Origin of the sequence: Nevskia ramosa DSM 11499, assembly GCF_000420645.1 — a bacterium.
Classification (GTDB): domain Bacteria; phylum Pseudomonadota; class Gammaproteobacteria; order Nevskiales; family Nevskiaceae; genus Nevskia; species Nevskia ramosa.
Window position 1 is genome coordinate 310786 of the sequence record NZ_ATVI01000006.1, and the last position, 16647, is coordinate 327432.

Below are 16647 nucleotides of genomic sequence, written 5' to 3' on the forward strand. Positions count from 1 at the left end.
AAAGAACCCCGCCAGGGGCGGGGCTCAAGACTTACAGCGGGGGTTCAGTGAGTTGCGGCTTGGTCAGACCAGCAGGCCGTTGTAGAGGGTCGGCGTCTCGTCGGACGGGTCGATATCCAGCACGTTGATGTCGAACGGCAACGCGGTTTCGCTGGTCTGGGCGAAAGCGTCGTTGACGACGGCGGCGAGCGCCGGGCCGGTCGGGCCATCGGGTGCCGGTGCGTCGCCGTTGCCACCACCATTACAGGCGGCAAGCACGGCACTGGCTAGCAACAGGACTAGCAGGGACTTCTTCATCGTTCGTCTCCTATGCCGGCTCAGCCCGCGGGCGATGGGTTGATGACGCCGTTGCTGCCGTTCGGCGCGCCGCCGAGTGGCGTCTTCAGGTACGGAAAGGTGACGTCGAACTGCGAAGCGTCCTGCAGCGCGCCATCGGTGTAGACCTGATAGGCACCCTCGGGCGTGCGGTTCGGATTGGCGGTGCCGAGCAGGAAGCCTTCGACCACCGACAGTTCGATGTCGACGACGTCATCACCCGGACGACGGCCGTTCGGGAAGCCGGCCGGATCGCAGCCCGGATTGGTCAGCACCAGTTCACCGGTCGGCGTGAAGCACAGCGCGGCGCCGACATTGACCTGGGCAGCCGCCGGAGTCGCAGCGATCGCCGTGTTCAGACGGAGCATTTCGGAGGCGACCACACCGGCCGGCTGATTGACGTTGGCAACGCCGGTCAGGAACGCGGCGACGATGTCGTTGCGCGGCACCGGCGGCACATTGGCTGCAGCGCCGAACAGCACGTTGAGCAGCACCGGCAGCGTCGGGTTGGTGACGTAGGCAGCGAACTGACCATCGTTCTTCGGCTCGGACGCGTTGAACTTGTCCTTGTCATCGATGCCGATCACCACTTCATTGACCAGCGGCGAACCGAGGCGCGAAACCTGGGTCCAGGCGCCACCGGACACTTCCGGTCCGAAGGTGCGCGGGCTCGGGCCGGTGGCGGTGACCGGGCCCTGCGGCGCCGGGTTCAGCACTCGGGCCTGACGCAGGCTGGACGTGGTCCAGGCACCGATGATCGGCTGCGCGGTGGAAGCCGTCAGGCAGCTGGTCGGCACTTCCAGTGCCAGGGTGGTGACGTTCTTGTAGGCGGTGGCGCTGCCTTTCGAATCACGCGGCGTGACGCTGGCCAGCGGCACCAGGTTGACCAGATCGAACACTTCACCAAGGTTGACCGCGAAGCCTTCCTTGCGCTGGCCGACGAACATCCGGCCCGGCGTCGCGCAGCTCGGAATGTTGACCGTGTAGATGTACTGGTTGGCGTAGGCCGCGTAATCCGGAATCGACTTGCTGCCGATGTTGTCGACCGGCTTGGTGAACGTGGTGCCGCCGCCGGTGGCATTGGTCACCGGCTGCACGTTGGCGCCGCGGCGCGGGCCGCGAACCAGGCTGACCGTGTAGGTCTCGCTGCGGTTCAGGGTCGGCACGTTGCCGGTCGGCGGCAGGTTGATCAGCGGAATCGACAGATTGCTGGCGGCGCCGGTCGGCACGGCAAGCTTGTTGAAGGTGTTGGTGAAGCGGAACTGGAAGGTCAGGTCTTCGACCGCATCGGCGTTGTTGTCGATATGGATCTCGTACAGGGCCTGCGGGTTCAGCGCGAAGTAGTTCGGGCCGCCGTAGGAATCCTGCAGAGGGTTGTAGTTGGCGATCAAGGTGACGAAGCCGCTGCGGCCGGCCTCGTAGCTGTTGAACATGTAGAAATCGGTGCCATCGACGCTGGGATTCTGCGCGATGAACGGGGCTTCACGGTGGCTGGACGCCTGGGCCGTCAGGCTGGCGGCGACAGCCGCGAGCGCGAGCGGAATTGCTTTCCTCATGAACATGTTGATCTCCGATGTCGTTATGGTTGTGGCGGGCAACGGTCCGGTCGTGTTCGACCATGCTCTTGGCCTTACTCGCCGTCATCGGCATCGGATGCAGCCGCTGTGTGATTGCCTACCCCATCGGCTAGACTTCGCACCGCCGAAGCCCGAAAACCCCGGGAACTTCGGCTTTTTCGTGCATATCACGTCTGCAATCGAGGATTGTCCATGCCGGTGAAAATTGCCGTGCTGAAGGAAACACGCGCCAACGAGCGCCGGGTAGCGCTGGTTCCCGCCGTCGCCGACAAGCTGACCAAGCTCGGCGCCGAACTGCATATGCAGTCTTCTGCCGGCGATGCCGTGAAGCTGCCGGATGCCGCGTTCAAGAACGTCGCATTCGCGGTCAACCCGCAGGGTCTGGTGTCGGACGCCGACATCGTGCTGGCCGTGCAGCCGCCGAGCGTCGAAACCGTCAACGCCATGAAGGAGGGCGCGATCCTGCTGTCCTTCGTCTATGCCCACAAGGAAGTCGAGCTGGTCAAGGCGCTGCGCGACAAGAAGATCACCTGCTTCGCGATGGAACTGGTGCCGCGCATCACCCGCGCGCAGTCGATGGACGCGCTGTCGTCCCAGGCCGCGCTTGCCGGCTACTACGGCGCGCTGATGGGCGCCACCAGCATCGCCCGCATGATGCCGATGACCACCTTCGCCACCGGCTCGATCAAGCCCGGCACGGTGCTGGTGATGGGCGTCGGCGTCGCCGGCCTGTCGGCCATCGCCACCTCGCGCCGCATCGGCGCCAAGGTCGAAGGCTATGACGTGCGTCCGGAGGTGAAGGAGCAGGTCGAATCGCTCGGCGCCAAGTTCATCGACACCGGTGTCGACGCCCGCGGCACCGGCGGCTACGCCCGCGAGCTGACCGACGACGAGAAGGCGAAGATCGCCGCCGTCGTCACCAAGCACATCCAGGCTGCCGACATCATCATCACCACCGCCGCGATCCCGGGCCGTCCGAGCCCGAAGCTGATCTCGAAGGCGCAGGTCGATGGCATGAAGGCCGGCAGCGTGATCATCGATCTCGCGGCGGAAGGCGGCGGCAACACCGAGTACACGGTGCCCGGCGAAACCACCACGGTGGGCCAGGTGACCATCGTCGCGCCGCTGAACGTGCCCAGCCTGCTCGGCGAACACGCCAGCGAGCTGTACGCGAAGAACCAGTACAACCTGATGGAACTGTTCCTCAAGGAACAGGCGATCGCGCTGGACTGGAACGACGAGATCATCGCCAAGAGCTGCCTGACGCATGCCGGCGAGATCAAGAACGAAGCGGCAAAGAAAGCTGTCGAGGGCTAAACCATGCTGACCGGATTCATCGCGCTGTACATCTTCATGCTCGCCGCCTTCACCGGCTACGAGATCATCGGCCGCGTGCCGTCGATCCTGCACACGCCGCTGATGTCGGGCTCGAACTTCGTGCACGGCATCGTCGTCGTCGGCGCGCTGTTCGCGTTGCTCAACGCCACGTCGGTGACTGAACAGGTGATCGGCTTCGTCGGCGTGCTGCTCGGCGCCGGCAACGCCGCCGGCGGTTACGTGGTGACCGAACGGATGCTGCAGATGTTCAAGTCCTCGGACAAGAAGAAGGCTTAAGACCGACATGACCGCTCAACTCATCATCGACGCCAGCTTCCTGGCTGCCGCGTCTGTGCAGACGCGAGGCACCCGGCGAGGGACCCGCGCGGCTTCTGGCGCGGGAGCGACGGCAAGCCGAGTCGGCTGCTGAACAGGAACAGGGAACACTAAGAAAATGAATCCATCACTTATCATCGACGCGAGCTTTCTGGCTGCCGCGTTCCTGTTCATCTACGGCCTGAAGCGCATGTCCTCGCCGGTCACGGCGGCCTCGGGCATTCGCGTCGCCGGCCTCGGCATGCTGGTCGCCGTACTCGCCAGCTTCCTGTACGTGTTCAACGTCAACGAAGCGGCCAAGCCGCATCTGATGGTCAACGCCGCGCTCGGCGCCGTGGCACTCGCCATCGGCCTCGGCTGGGCCTGGACCAGCGGCAAGAAGGTCGAGATGACCGCGATGCCGCAGATGGTCGCGCTCTACAACGGCATGGGCGGTGGCGCTGCTGCCGCGATCGGCGCGGTCGAATTGTTCCGCACCTCGGCCGAGCACACGCTGATTCCGCTGGTGGTCACCATCATCGGTTCGCTGATCGGCGCGATCTCGCTGTCCGGCTCGGTGATCGCCTGGGCCAAGCTCGATGGCCGCATCAACGGCGTCTGGCGCTTCACCGGCCTGCAGGTGATGAACGGCACGTTCTTCGTCGCCACCCTGGCGCTCGGCCTGTACATCGCCTTCGGTGCCCACGGCCATGCGCCGGTGTGGATGACCGCTTCGTTCTTCGTCCTGGCGCTGATCTTCGGCGTGCTGATGACGATGCCGATCGGCGGCGCCGACATGCCCGTGGTGATCTCGCTGTACAACGCCTTCACCGGCCTCGCGGTCGGCTTCGAAGGCTTCGTGCTGCAGAACCCCGCGCTGATGATCGCCGGCATGGTGGTCGGCTCGGCCGGCACCCTGCTGACCCTGCTGATGGCCAAGGCGATGAACCGTTCGGTGTCGAACGTGATCTTCTCCAACTTCGGCGCCACCGGCAACGAAGAGCAGGGCGAGATCAAGGGCTCGATGAAGCCGGTCGATGCGGGCGATGCCGGCATCAACATGCGCTACTCGTCGAAGATCATCATCGCCCCGGGCTACGGCCTGGCGGTGGCGCAGGCGCAGCACAAGCTCTACGAGTTCGTGAAGCTCTGCCAGGACGCCGGTGTCGACGTGAAGTTCGCCATCCATCCGGTAGCCGGCCGCATGCCCGGCCACATGAACGTGCTGCTCGCCGAAGCCGGCGTGCCGTACGACATCATCTACGACATGGAAGACATCAACGGCGAGTTCAAGGAAGCCGACGTGGCGATCGTCATCGGCGCCAACGACACCGTGAACCCGGCCGCCCGCACCAACAAGAGCAGCCCGATCTACGGCATGCCGATCCTCAACGTGGACCACGCCAAGCAGGTCTACGTGGTCAAGCGCGGCCAGGGCAAGGGCTACTCGGGTGTCGAGAACGAACTGTTCTTCGCCGACAACACCAACATGGTCTACGGCGACGCCCAGAAGGTGCTGGTGCAGATGATCCAGGCGGTGAAGTCGCTGGATGGCGGCGGTCACTAAACCGCCATTGCTGCATCAAGAAAGCCGCCTTAGGGCGGCTTTTTTGTGACCTGCGCCCGGCGGCAAGCGGACAGTCGGGAAATCGTCGGAATTCGGTCAGGACTTGGCGGAGGTCGGCCACCACCATCGTCACCTTGATCCGAAGCCGGAGTTGGCCGATGTCCCGCACCCTGAAGTTGTTCTCCCCGAAACTGGCGCTGCCGATCCTGATGCTCGCGGCACTCGCAGGCTGCGATGGTGGCGGCTCGAACCGGGCGCCGCTGGAAGAACCGCCCCCGCCAACGGTGCCGCCGGTCCCAACGGCAGCAGCGGCACGTGTCGAGATCGTCCAGACCGGCCTGCTGTTCGCCGCAGCTGGCCAGACCCGGCAACTCGAAGCGCGCGTTCTCGACGCGGCCGGCAATGCCATCCCGCTGCCGGTGAGCTGGAGTTCGTCCGATACCGGCGCCATCGCGGTAAGCGCCGGGGGCCTGGCCACGGCGAGCGGTCGCGGCGGCTCGACCCAGATCGTCGCTGCCGTCGGCGCCGTCCGCTCGGTGCCGCTGCTCGCCGTGGTCACCGAGCTGGCGCCGGGCACGCTGGTGATTGCCGATGAACAGGTCATCACGCCACCGGCAGAGATCAATCCCGATTCCACGCCGAGCTTCGACAACACCTACAGCGTCGTCGTCGCCGGCATCGCGGCGCCCACGGTCGGCACGCTGGTCATCGGCAACGGCTCGCAGCCGATCGCCGGCCGGGTGGTCGGCACCGAGGCCGCGGCTGGTGGTGTACGCCTGACCCTGCAACTGGCACCGGCCACCGAGCTGCTGCCGAATCTGGACATCGATCAGGTATTCGATCTGAGCCAGGTGGAACCCGAAATCGCGCCGGAAATCGCCAGCGCCTATGACATCCGGCGCGATGGCGACACCCTGCACTTCACCGCGAAGGCCGCGGACGCCAGCCGACCGGCCGGCACTTCGCGGCGGGCGGCATCGCAAACGGCAAAGCCGCGCGCGCGGCCATCCGTGGTCGGGACGCCGATCGGCACGCGCGCCTTCGAACAGGGTTGCGAAACCGATTTCGAGGCCGAGAATCCGCCGATCTCGATGACCGCCCAGCCCGCGTTCAGCGTGTCGCTGAAGCCGGCGCTGGACCTGCTGTACACGCCTAACCGCGGGCTGGAGCACCTGCTGCTGACCGCGACGCCGACCTTCACCTTCAACGTCCAGGCCAAGCTCACCGCCGCTTTCGAAGGCAAGATCAGCTGCAAGGCCGAGCTGTTCAACATCCCGTTGCCGATCGGTGGGCCACTGTCCTTGATCGTCGGCGGCATGGTGCCGGTCGGCGTCGGCGTCGAAGCCGGCGGCAAGCTGACCGTCGCCGATGTCACGGTCGGCACCAGCAGCGCCGTCGGCACCGAGCTGGAGTTCGGCCTCGCCTGCAACTTCGGCGTCTGTGATTTCCAGCGCTCGTTCGGCGAGTTCACGGTCACCAACACGCCGACCCTGGTGCTGCGCACACTGGAAAGCCTGCGCGTGGAGCCGAAGCTCGAAGTCTTCGGTTATGCCGAGGTCGCGATCGGCAACCGCTTCTTCAAGTCGCTGCGCTTCAAGACCCTGGAAGCCAAGGTCGGCGCCGCGCTGGAAGGCAGCTTCGCGCCGCAGATCACCCAGATGCTCGCCAGCCCTTACCAGTCGGACTACAAGCTCAAGCTCGGCGCCGAAGCCAAGGCCGGCAGCGAGATGGCACTGACCTTGACCCTGCTGGGCCTGGAATCACTGGCCAAGCTGGAGCTGAAGGTGGACACCGAACTGGCCAACTCGCCGACCGGCAAGGTCAGCGCCGACCGCAACGACTTCCTGGCTGGCGAAACCACCCACTTCACGATCGATCTCGATGCCGCGAAAACCAGTTTTCTGGGCATCTACAACATCGCCGAAGTGCTGATCGTGGAAAAGCTGGCAGACAATACCGCGGTGATTCGCGCCCGCCAGACGGCCACCGATGGCGCCACCCGCTTCACGGTGCCGTATGTGGCCGCGGTGGGCGGCACCACCGGCAACTTCTTCGCCTTCGTGCTCACCCGTCTGCTGCCGGCAGACCTGCTGTCCCTGGAACTCGGCCAAGTGCGCGCTGCAGGATTTGGCGAGTTGCTGCGAGCCCGTGTCGAAGCCGTTTCGGGCTCCGCGAACTGCAGCAGCGAAACCTGCAACAACCCCGACGACGAGGAAATCCGGATCGAGGATTCGCTCGGCAGCGCCGTCCAGGCCCGCTACACACTGATCACCCGTTCGGTGAATACGGCCACGCGAGGAACCATCGGCAGCGACGCCGAGATCGGCCTCGACGGCCGCAGCCTGTTCTCGACCATTTCACTGAGCTGCAACGGCGATGCCGAAGCTTCCGGCTACCTGCCGCAGAACGGCAAAGGAACGCCGGCCAGCTCGGGCCACACGCTGAGCCAGTTCGCGTTCGCCGTCAGCCAGCCGGTCAGCTACCGGATCGATATCCCGAAAGCCAACGTCGTCAACTTCAGCACGCGCGGCGGCGCCACAGTCAGCGTCGGCCTGACCGAAGGCAATCAGCTGCCACCTGAAGAGGACGGACAGTCCCGGCTCTACGGCGGCTCGCCGACGGCAGTCGACCCGAGCAATCCGCTGTCCCTGGTGGTGATTTACGAAGCGGATTCGGGCATTAATCAGGAGTTCGGCAGCCGCAGCGGCGTGCTGCAGCCCGGCATCTACACGGTAGCCACCGCCTGTACCCAGTTCGCCGCCACCTTCACTGACGCCACGGAAAGCAGCACGCTGCACGAACTGCAGACCATCCTGACCCTGTCCGCCGCGCCCTAGGCTCGGTCCGCGCCGCCGTCGAACTGGCAGGAAACCGACAGGAGAAACCGACAAGACAGGTCGCATTGGCTATGTTTGTCCGCGAACTTCGACACAGGGACGTGACATGCATCGCATCGAACGGATCGGCTACGCCGGCCTTCTTCTGGGGTGCCTGCTTCTGAACGGCTGCGGATCGAGCACCGTGCCTGAATCCGGCACCCCGACCGAGCCTGCCGAACAGCCGGCGCAGATCAGCCAGGATCTGCGCTTCACGGCATCGGACGGCATCAGCCTGGCGGTCAAGCTCGGCGGCCGTGGCGACTTTTCGCCGCGGCCGCTGATCGTCGAGTTCAGCCCTTACGCGCCGGGCTGTTGCGAGGAATACGGCGGCGCCGGCTACAACTACCTGCAGGTCCACATCCGCGGTACCGGCAATAGCGATGGTCAGTTCGACGCACTGGGGCCGCGCACGCAGCAGGACGTGGCCGAAGTGCTGCAATGGGCCTGCGCGCAATCCTGGAGCAACGGCAGCATCGGCCTGTATGGTTTTTCGGCCAGCGCCATCATGGTCTACAACTCGCTGCACCAGCCGCTGTCCTGTCTGAAGACCGCGGTGCTCGGCACCGGCACGCATGAGCTGTTTCGCGATCTGCTGGTGCCGGGTGGCATCCAGAACGTCGTGCCGGGCACTGTCGTGCTGGTCGGCATCGGCACGCTGGCCGCCACGCAGACGTTCAGCCGCCTGTTCCGCGATCCGCTGCAGAGCATCGTCGCGCCGCTGGTCGGCACGCTCGACACAGTGCTGAGTTATCTCGCGCACCCGACGCTGGACAGCTTCTGGCAGGAGCGCGGCAATCGCGGCGATGCCAACCACGTGCCGATCATGATGATCACCAGCTTTTACGATGTGGAGCCGCGCGGCCCGTTCCAAGCCTTCCAGCAACTGCGCGGCAGCGGCGCCCATCTGCTGGCGATCGGTGGCCATGACGGTGCGCCGGCGGGCACCGAGGGTCTGCGCCAGGAGCAGGGAAAACGCTGGTACGACCGCTATCTGGCGGGCATCGACAACGGTGTCGATCGAGATCCGAAAGTGCAGCTGTTCCTGTCCGACGGCGATCGCATCGACGCGCTCAACGGCGGCTTCCTGCGCTACGACGCCAATGACTGGCCGGTGCCCGGCACACGCTGGCAGGCACTGGCGCTGGACGCCGCCCGCAGCGGCACCTCCCGCTCGCTCAACGATGGCTCGCTGAGCAGCGGCACGCCGACGACAGCCGCCACGCAGTCGTACCTGGAGCTTCCCTCGCTGCCCACCGCGACCGACCCCTACACCACGGCCGTGATCGGTGGCGCCGGCCTCAACACCTTGCTGACCGCGATCCCGCAGCTGGACGACATGACGCTGGCCGAGCTGCTGGGCCTTGCCTACACGAGTGAGCCGCTGCCTGACGATCTGCTGGCGGTGGGGCCCGCGAGTCTGGAGCTGCGCCTGGCCAGCACCGTGCGGCAGACCGACATCTACGCGGTGATCTCGGATGTCTGGCCGGATGGCAGCGCGCATCCGGTAGCGACCGGACGGCTGCGCAGCTCCTTCCCTTTCATCGACCCCGACAAATCACTCAAGGATGCCGATGGCAACGTCGTGCAGCCGTATGGCCTTTACTCGGAAAAGGACTTCGCGCCGATCGGCACCGCGCGCCTGTACCACGTCGAGTTCTGGCCGATCGGCAATCGCTTTCAGAAAGGTCATCGCCTGCGCCTGCACGTGCTCGGCGTATCCGCGTTTTCGCTGCCGGTAAGCCTGGGCATCAACCGCGTGGAGGTGGGCGGCGACAGTGGGTCGCGTTTGCTTCTGCCCGTGGTATCGAACGACGGTCTGCTGTTCTAGGGAAAAGATGCTGGAACAGGCTTTCCGTGTCAGGCCGCCGGCGCGCGCGGTGGCCGGGGCGAACTGCGACGGCGGCGCGGCGTCCGCGTGGTACGTGGCTTGTTCGGACCGGGATCGAGGTCCGAACTGTCGTCGCCGTTGGCGGCATTCGTAGGTTCGGACTGCGATTCGGCTTCGGGCTTGGGCTCTGCAACGGGCTTGGCCGGCGGGCGCTTGCGCGAGCTGATTTCGTCGACCGCTTCCCGTGCTTGCGCGGCAACGTTGCGGGTCTGGATCAATCGGTTCAGCAGATCGAACCAGAACGGCGCACCGAGCGTGGTGGCCAGTGCGGTCAGCGCGAGGCCGAGGATCTTGGTGAGCACGAACAAGGCGCCGGTCAGGAAGGCCCGGCTGTCGCTGCACGCCTGGCCAGCGATGGTCGGCGCGCAGGCCGGCAGGCCGGTGATTCCATTCCAGCCCAGCGGCAGGCCGAGGTTGCTGGCCAGTGCCAGCTGGCTGTTGACCTGTTGCGCCAGCTGGCGCTCGCAATCCGCTGTTGCTTCCTTGCAGACCGGCGCAGTCACCTGGCCCTCGCCCGCGACGCCGACCGCTGTCGCGACGATCTTCGCGCGCAACGCATCGTCCTGCGACAGGGTACGGACGATGTTCAGGGTGTCGGCATTCAGCGCGATCGCCAACACCGCGCCGATCGCCAGCAGCACCAGCTGCACATGACGGCGATACCAGCCGGTGACCCGCTCCATCGACTCCTCGAAGTAGGCGGCGAGCGCGGCGCGCACTTTCGCATCGTCATCGCCGAGCTTCAGGCCGACGACCTTGAGCATGGTGTTCGCGGCCTTGCGGAAGTCCTCGTGCTCGGCGGCCAGCGCGATCACGGCACCGGCAAAACGCGCCGCCGGAATTGCCGATGGCAGCTTCGAGCCGCCTACCTGATAGTTGCCTTCGTAGAGCGAATAGACAAAGGGGCTGTCGTACAACTGCCGCACCATCGCCTTCGCCGCAGCGTTGTCATCCTGGCCGGCACCGCCAACGATCTGCGACAGGATTTCGCCGATGCCGCGCTCCAGCAGCTTGCCGCGCCGGCGCAGCCAGGTTTCGAGCAGTTCGACGCCGATCGAGGCGGCGGTCGAAAAGATCAGATAGACCAGGGTCAGGCCGATCAGCACGTCGAGTAGCTGCAGGATCATCGCGATGCCCCTGAACCGCTGGTGATGGCAGTGTCGAAGGCACTGCTCTCAGCGAGTGTAGGCAGCGCGGCGTGACAGCCGCCACTCCAACTCGGCAGCGCTCAGAAATAGCGGATCAGACGCAGATCGAGCTGCCGGGTTTCCTCGGAGCCGAGCCACAGCGCGCGCGCACCGAGCCGCAGGCCGTAGTCCTTGCCGAGCTGCCACTGCTGTTCGAGGCTGATCGCTCGGCGATCGGCATCGTCACCCGCCAAGCCGGGCAGCCAGCTCGCTTCGAGCTGCACGCCCCAGAGCTTCAGCGGCTGCGCCAGCAGGCCGAGGCGCGGGCCGAGCTGCAGGGCATAACCGTTGTTGCGGACATTGCCGACTTCGGCACGCAACTCGGCATGGCCGTAGGCGACAAGGCTGCCGAAGCGTCCCCAGGCCAGGCCCGGGCCGCCCTCCAGCACGGTGGTGCGTGGATCGCGGCCGATGCCGAGATCGGGGCGCTCGTGGGCAAGGCGCACGCGCCAGGAGATCGGCTGGAACAGGCTGCTGCGCGGCGCGATCGACAGGATGTCGAGCAGCGCCAGATGGTCGAGCGTGGTCGCGCCGTTGGCCAGCCGCGTGCGCAGGCCGAGGTCGACGAAGTTGATCTGCTGGCCCTCGCCATAGCCCGCGGCGGGATCGAGCAGGTCGTGATACGCCGGCCGCCAGTCGATGGTGGCGATGTCGCCGCCCTCGCTGCGTGCCTGGGCACCGAGCATCAGGCGCTGCGTGGCATGGCCGCCGGTGGGATCGGTGTCCGGCGTCGGCACCGTCACCTTGCCGCCTTTCTCGCCGGTGGCGGCGCGGGCGCGCAGCAGCGCCAGCGATCGCGGCACGGCAACCTCGCGCGGCAGCTCGCCTTCGAGAAAGTGGTACTGGACGAGATCGTTGGCGAGGCTCAACTGCGCCGCGGCGATGCCTTCCGCGGGCGGCGCACCGTCCGCCAGCGCAAGCGCCTGCGCGCGGCGATCGGCATCGAGCGCCTGGCCTTCGGCGGCGACAGTCGTCGCCAGTGCCGGCCGGTAATGCGGTGCGCCGAGCCCGGGCTGCAGCGCGCGCAAGGTGTCGGTCGGCGTCGCCCACCAGCTGAAGCGGTTGCCCCAGTCGATGCTCGGATCGGCGACCCGCAGCAGGGTCAGCAGCTGGTACGAACAGTTCTTGGTGAAGAAGTAATAGGTGAACGCCGCGCCGCGCAGCTCCCAGAGATGCAGCAGCAGGCGCTCGCGCTGCCCGGCGTCGAACGCCAGCGGGTACTCCCAGAGATCGCGGCTTTCCAGGCGCGCGTATTCGCGCACCTTTTCGTAGTACGGCAGCACGCTGTAGCGGCCGACGTAGCCGCCGGCGAGGCCCTTGATCGCGAACACCAGGCCATTGGTTTCCGGCGTCTCGGCGGCGTAGTTCGCGGCATAGGCGAGCAGCGGCGTGCCGGCCTTCACCTCCGGGCCGTCGAGGCGCAGCAAGGTGTGGCCGAACATCGACGCCGGGCTGTTCAGATAGGCCGACGGAAACACCACCCAGACCTGCGACGGTGCCAGCGCAGCCAGCCATTCCTCGCGCTCGGCGCAGGGCTGGCGCGGCAGGCGTTCGGCATCGAAATGCAGGCGGGCGTCGAGCCAGGCGTAGCGAGCGCCGAAGATGCACTGCGCAGATTCGTTCCTCGGCGCACGGATGGTCGGATCGAGGAAGGCGACGAGGGTCGCCCGCAGTTCGGCGGCGGGGTCATCGGCGCCGTTCGGCGCGAGGAAGAACCAGTCGCTCTTGATGCTGCTGCGCGCGGCGCCGAAGACCGGCGACTCGACGTGGAGCAGGTTCGCCCATTCGGGCGACGCGGCGAGACCCTGATGCTCAGCGGCAGCGATCAGCTCGTCGCCATAGCCATCTGCTGCCAGCGCCCGAACGGGCGCCAGCAACAGAGCGCAGAAAAAGAGAACGGCCCCCACGAGGGGGGCCGTCCGGACCAGCAGACGCAGCATCGATCAGGCGATGTAGCGGGCCAGACGTGCATCCTGAGCCATGGCCACTTCGAGCGCGGCCAGCACGTCACCGGTGGTGACCTGGGCGTTCGGGAACAGCGCGGCGTGGTGCGACTGGGCCATCGCGTTGAACGCGGCGACGTCAGCGGCATCGACGTTGTACAGCGCAGCCAGCGTGGCCAGCGTTTCGCCTTCACCGGCGGCGATTTCGGCCGACAACTGGTCGACGTTGGCGGCCGCGAACATCGAGCGGCGCACATCGCTGGCGACCACGCCGTTCTTCGCGCAGCCCAGCGTGCCGCTGGTGATGCCGAAGGTCTGGTTGAAGAACGTGCCGTTGGTGGTAGCGCCGAGCACCCGGAAGATCAGGCCCTTCTGGTCCTTCATCAATTCGGTACCGAGACCGCAGCCGATGTCCTGGGCGGCGAGCGCCGTACCGAAAGGCAGCAGGCTGACGGCAGCGATTGCAATGAGCTTCTTCATGCGTCGTATCTCCTAACAGGTTTCATTGTGGTTATAGACGGCCCCTGTGAAGGTTCGCTGACGAACCAACGCAAGGCCCGGCAAAGCTACCGCAACAGCAACGTCGATGGCTAATGCGGGACCGATGCCCGCGCCAGCAGCAGCGGTGCCAGCAAGGGGTGATCGTCCTTGATCTGCTTGCGCAGGCCGGCGATCGCTGCATCGAGCAGACGCTCACCGGCCACCGAATCTCCGCTGACGATCAGCCAGCAGCCGCGTTGACCATACAACGCCAGACGACGCAGATCGGTGTCCGGCAACACGCTGGCGGCCGCCTCGCCGGCATCGAGCGCGAGCTTCGCTTCATCGTTGCGCTTCAGCGCCATCAGGCTTTCGGCCTGCAGCCGGCGCAGGATCACGGTGCGTGCCGGCTGCGGCTCCGGCAAGGCTTTCAGGATCGCCAGGCCGCGCTCGATCAAGGGCAGCGCCTCGGCCGGCCGGCCGAGTTGCAGGCGGGCATTGGCAAGGTTCGACAGCGGCGCGGTGATGTCGAGAGATTGACCGTTGCCACGCTGCTCGTGGCGCGCCACCAGATCGGCGAACACCGCTTCGCCTTCCGCATACCGACCCTGCAGGTTGAGGACGAAGCCGAATTCGTTCTGCACGTGCAGGGTGTCGGTTCCGGTCGGCCCGAAACGCAGCTTCATGCGCTCGAACGCTTCGCGCAGCGCACTCACTGCTTCGTCCTTCTGGCCGAGCGCATTGAGGCTGTGCGCAAGGCTGACCTGCACCTTCAGGGTCGTCGGGTGATCGGCGCCGAGCACGACGCGCAGCGCGGCGTAGGCGCGGCGGGCATCGTCGACACCGCGTTCCGGCAGGCCGGCAACCCGATGGATCGACGCGATCAGGCCACCGGCCTCGCCGGCAATCCAGTTCGGTTCGCCGAGCGCGCGGTTGGCATCGTCACGCAGGGTCGCCAAGTCATCGAGGAAGTCCGGATCGCTGCCCTGGCCGGAGCGCGCTTCGAGCAGACGCAGCCGGGTTTCGAGGACATCGGTCTTAGCCGTGCCAGGCTCGCGCAACTGGTCGGCCAGCAGGCTGTCGAGTGCGGCGATCGCTTCGTCGTAACGATCCGCGGAGATCAGCAGCGAAGCGCGTTCCAGCCGCGCCTTGTCGCGCTCGGCCGGCGCCGATTCGGCCTTGGCGATTGCCCGATCGAGCAGCACCAAGGCCTGGTCGTAATCGCCGAATTCGTGGCGCAGCACGCCAAGCGTGGTCAGCACCGAAGCGGCGACTGCCGGCTGATCGGCGAAGCGCGCATCGACAGTCTGCTCGGCCGTCGCCAGCGCCGCGCGGACCGTCACTTCCGGCGCGCCGGGCGGCCGTTGTAGCGGGTTGGCGGCGTTGAGCAGATCTTCGTTGACGAAGCGGTTGATCGCCTGGCTCTTGGCGGTTTCCAGTTCGGCGGCGATCCGCGCCTGGCTGGCGCGCAGTGCCATCAGCGAAGTGGCGATGACGCCGATCAGCAGCACGCCGGCCAGTGGAATCAGCCGGCGCCGTGCCGCGTGCAGGCGCGCCAGCTTGGCTTTCAGACGCTCGCTTTCGGCGACCTGTTCACGCTCGGCATGGCGAGCGGCGGCGCGGTCCGCACGGCCGCGCAGGCGGCGCGCCAGTTCGCCGGCATCACCGAGCCGGCCGTCGATCTGCCCGGCTGCCGCCGCGGCCACGTCCTCGCGCAGCAGCGGATCGGCGACATCGCGTTCCCAGCCGGCCGTCAGCGGCCGCTTCAGATCGCCGACGCTCATCTGATAGAGGATCACGCCGAGCGCGTAGAGATCGGTCTGCACGGTCGGCTGCTGGCCGGCGATCAGTTCCGGCGCGAAGTAGAACGGCGTGCCGCTGCTGTCGTCGTCCTGCTCGCCGGCCGCGCGAGTGAAACCGAGCCGGGTGATCTCCAGCCGTTCGAGCCGGGCCAGATCCATCATCCGGCCGCTGCCGAAATCGCCGAGGCGGACGCGCGCCTGGCCGGCGTCATCGAAGCTGATCAGCAGATTGGCCGGCTTCAGATCCTTGTGCAGCACGCCGGCGGCGTGGGCGGCCGCGAGTGCATCGGCGGCCTGGGCGACCAGCTCCAGGCGCTCGTCGAGCGGCACGGCGATCAGGCCGCCCCTGGCCTCGGCCCATTGCGGCAGCGAGCCGCCGGCGGCGTATTCGGATTCGATGAAATACGGCTGCTCGTCGACATTCCAGTCGAGCAGGCGGATCAGGTCCGGACGATCGCCGTGGGTGTCCTTGAGGACGCGAAACAGCGTGATCTCGCGCTTCAGCGCGGTCAGACCGTTGGCATCGAGCGCGAACTTGAATACCCGCCGCTCGCCGGTCTTGGCGTGCGCCGCCAGCCAGACTTCGCCGAGCCCGCCGCTGCCGAGTCGTTCGGTCAGCTGCCAGTGCGGTCGCAGCGGCGGATGGTCGCCGACCGCCAGCTGCAACTGCGGCGCGGACGGCGTCGGCCCGGCGACTTCCAAGGTGACCGGCGCCACCAGCCGGTAGCCATAGCCGTGCACGGTCTTGAGGATGGTCTGGTCCTCGTCGCCAAGACCCTGGCGCAGTTTGGCGACCGCCTTGGTCAACACCGATTCCGACAGGATGCGGCCCGGCCAGACACCGTCCTGCAACTCGTCCTTGGTCACCACCTCGCCCGGATGGCGGAGCAGGAACAGCAGCAGTTCCAGCGGCTTCGGCTCCAGCTTGACGATGGCGCCGCGCACGCTCAGCTCGAGGCTGCGGCTATCGAGCACGCACTCGGCGAAGCGATAGATCAGCACGCGCTCGGCGGAAGGCGGCGGGCGGCGTCCGATGCCGGTATCTGGATGTCCTGGTCCTGCCACCGATCGGTCTCGCGCTGCCCTGCTAGGGTCTGTTGCCATTACTTTGCTCGCTGCGTTGCAGGTCAAAAAGCCGCCGGGCGAGGCGCGAACCGCAGGCCATAGCCTAGCTATGGTCAAGGTTCGCAACGAAGTCCCGGCGGCTTTTTGGCTGCAACCCTTCGGGGCGGGGCCGTTTTTCCGCATTGCTGCCTTGCTCGTCGCGCCAATGGGTCGGCCATTGGCCGCTCCAATCAAGTTGCACTGCGGAAAAACGACCTCCGCCGCAGCGAGCAAAGAAATGGCAGCAGACCCTCGTGATGGGCGGGATAGTGC

At 66.5% G+C, this 16647-nt stretch carries 11 protein-coding genes; 5 read left to right on the forward strand and 6 right to left on the reverse strand.

What is annotated here, in order from left to right:
* Positions 1-63 precede the first annotated feature (63 nt).
* Together G513_RS0108325 and G513_RS22065 are read right to left on the reverse strand one after the other, a co-directional pair.
* Entirely contained in the window at positions 64-297 is a 234-nt protein-coding gene (locus G513_RS0108325) for a hypothetical protein (protein WP_022976373.1), read from the reverse strand.
* 20 nt (positions 298-317) lie between these two features.
* Positions 318-1871: a DUF4331 domain-containing protein gene (locus G513_RS22065; RefSeq protein WP_033417513.1), complete on the reverse strand. Its 1554-nt coding sequence runs from the start codon at positions 1869-1871 to the stop codon at positions 318-320.
* Between the two features lie 213 nt (positions 1872-2084).
* Between G513_RS22065 and G513_RS0108335 the strand changes: the two genes are divergently transcribed.
* From G513_RS0108335 to G513_RS0108355, 5 genes are all read left to right on the forward strand, one after another.
* On the forward strand, positions 2085-3209 hold the full coding sequence (locus G513_RS0108335) for an NAD(P) transhydrogenase subunit alpha (RefSeq protein WP_022976375.1): 1125 nt from the start codon (positions 2085-2087) through the stop codon (positions 3207-3209).
* Between the two features lie 3 nt (positions 3210-3212).
* Complete coding sequence (locus tag G513_RS0108340; protein ID WP_022976376.1) at positions 3213-3506, forward strand: NAD(P) transhydrogenase subunit alpha part 2; 294 nt, start codon at positions 3213-3215, stop codon at positions 3504-3506.
* Positions 3507-3663: 157 nt separating this feature from the next.
* On the forward strand, positions 3664-5091 hold the full coding sequence (locus G513_RS0108345) for an NAD(P)(+) transhydrogenase (Re/Si-specific) subunit beta (protein WP_022976377.1): 1428 nt from the start codon (positions 3664-3666) through the stop codon (positions 5089-5091).
* A 158-nt stretch (positions 5092-5249) separates the two neighbouring features.
* Positions 5250-7928, forward strand: coding sequence for a hypothetical protein (locus G513_RS0108350; protein ID WP_022976378.1), 2679 nt, complete (start codon positions 5250-5252; stop codon positions 7926-7928).
* A gap of 184 nt (positions 7929-8112) precedes the next feature.
* Positions 8113-9798: a CocE/NonD family hydrolase gene (locus G513_RS0108355; RefSeq protein WP_169560572.1), complete on the forward strand. Its 1686-nt coding sequence runs from the start codon at positions 8113-8115 to the stop codon at positions 9796-9798.
* A gap of 29 nt (positions 9799-9827) precedes the next feature.
* Here the strand turns inward: G513_RS0108355 and G513_RS0108360 are convergent, their stop codons facing one another.
* The 4 genes from G513_RS0108360 to G513_RS25725 all read right to left on the reverse strand — a co-directional run bounded on the left by G513_RS0108360 (position 9828) and on the right by G513_RS25725 (position 16335).
* A complete protein-coding gene (locus tag G513_RS0108360) occupies positions 9828-10985 on the reverse strand; it encodes a hypothetical protein (protein ID WP_022976380.1) in 1158 nt (385 codons plus the stop codon).
* Positions 10986-11086: 101 nt separating this feature from the next.
* Positions 11087-12922: an Lnb N-terminal periplasmic domain-containing protein gene (locus tag G513_RS24800; RefSeq protein ID WP_169560574.1), complete on the reverse strand. Its 1836-nt coding sequence runs from the start codon at positions 12920-12922 to the stop codon at positions 11087-11089.
* A gap of 66 nt (positions 12923-12988) precedes the next feature.
* Positions 12989-13468, reverse strand: coding sequence for a DUF3015 domain-containing protein (locus G513_RS0108370; protein WP_022976382.1), 480 nt, complete (start codon positions 13466-13468; stop codon positions 12989-12991).
* A 110-nt stretch (positions 13469-13578) separates the two neighbouring features.
* A complete protein-coding gene (locus G513_RS25725) occupies positions 13579-16335 on the reverse strand; it encodes a protein kinase domain-containing protein (RefSeq protein WP_169560576.1) in 2757 nt (918 codons plus the stop codon).
* Positions 16336-16647 lie beyond the last annotated feature (312 nt).

Excerpts from the sequence above, each read along its gene's own strand:
- G513_RS0108325 (WP_022976373.1), bottom strand. The coding sequence starts at position 297 with ATGAAGAAGTCCCTGCTAGTCCTGTTGCTAGCCAGTGCCGTGCTTGCC.
- G513_RS22065 (WP_033417513.1), bottom strand. The coding sequence starts at position 1,871 with ATGAGGAAAGCAATTCCGCTCGCGCTCGCGGCTGTCGCCGCCAGCCTG.
- G513_RS0108335 (WP_022976375.1), top strand. The coding sequence starts at position 2,085 with ATGCCGGTGAAAATTGCCGTGCTGAAGGAAACACGCGCCAACGAGCGC.
- G513_RS0108340 (WP_022976376.1), top strand. The coding sequence starts at position 3,213 with ATGCTGACCGGATTCATCGCGCTGTACATCTTCATGCTCGCCGCCTTC.
- G513_RS0108345 (WP_022976377.1), top strand. The coding sequence starts at position 3,664 with ATGAATCCATCACTTATCATCGACGCGAGCTTTCTGGCTGCCGCGTTC.
- G513_RS0108350 (WP_022976378.1), top strand. The coding sequence starts at position 5,250 with ATGTCCCGCACCCTGAAGTTGTTCTCCCCGAAACTGGCGCTGCCGATC.
- G513_RS0108360 (WP_022976380.1), bottom strand. The coding sequence starts at position 10,985 with ATGATCCTGCAGCTACTCGACGTGCTGATCGGCCTGACCCTGGTCTAT.
- G513_RS0108370 (WP_022976382.1), bottom strand. The coding sequence starts at position 13,468 with ATGAAGAAGCTCATTGCAATCGCTGCCGTCAGCCTGCTGCCTTTCGGT.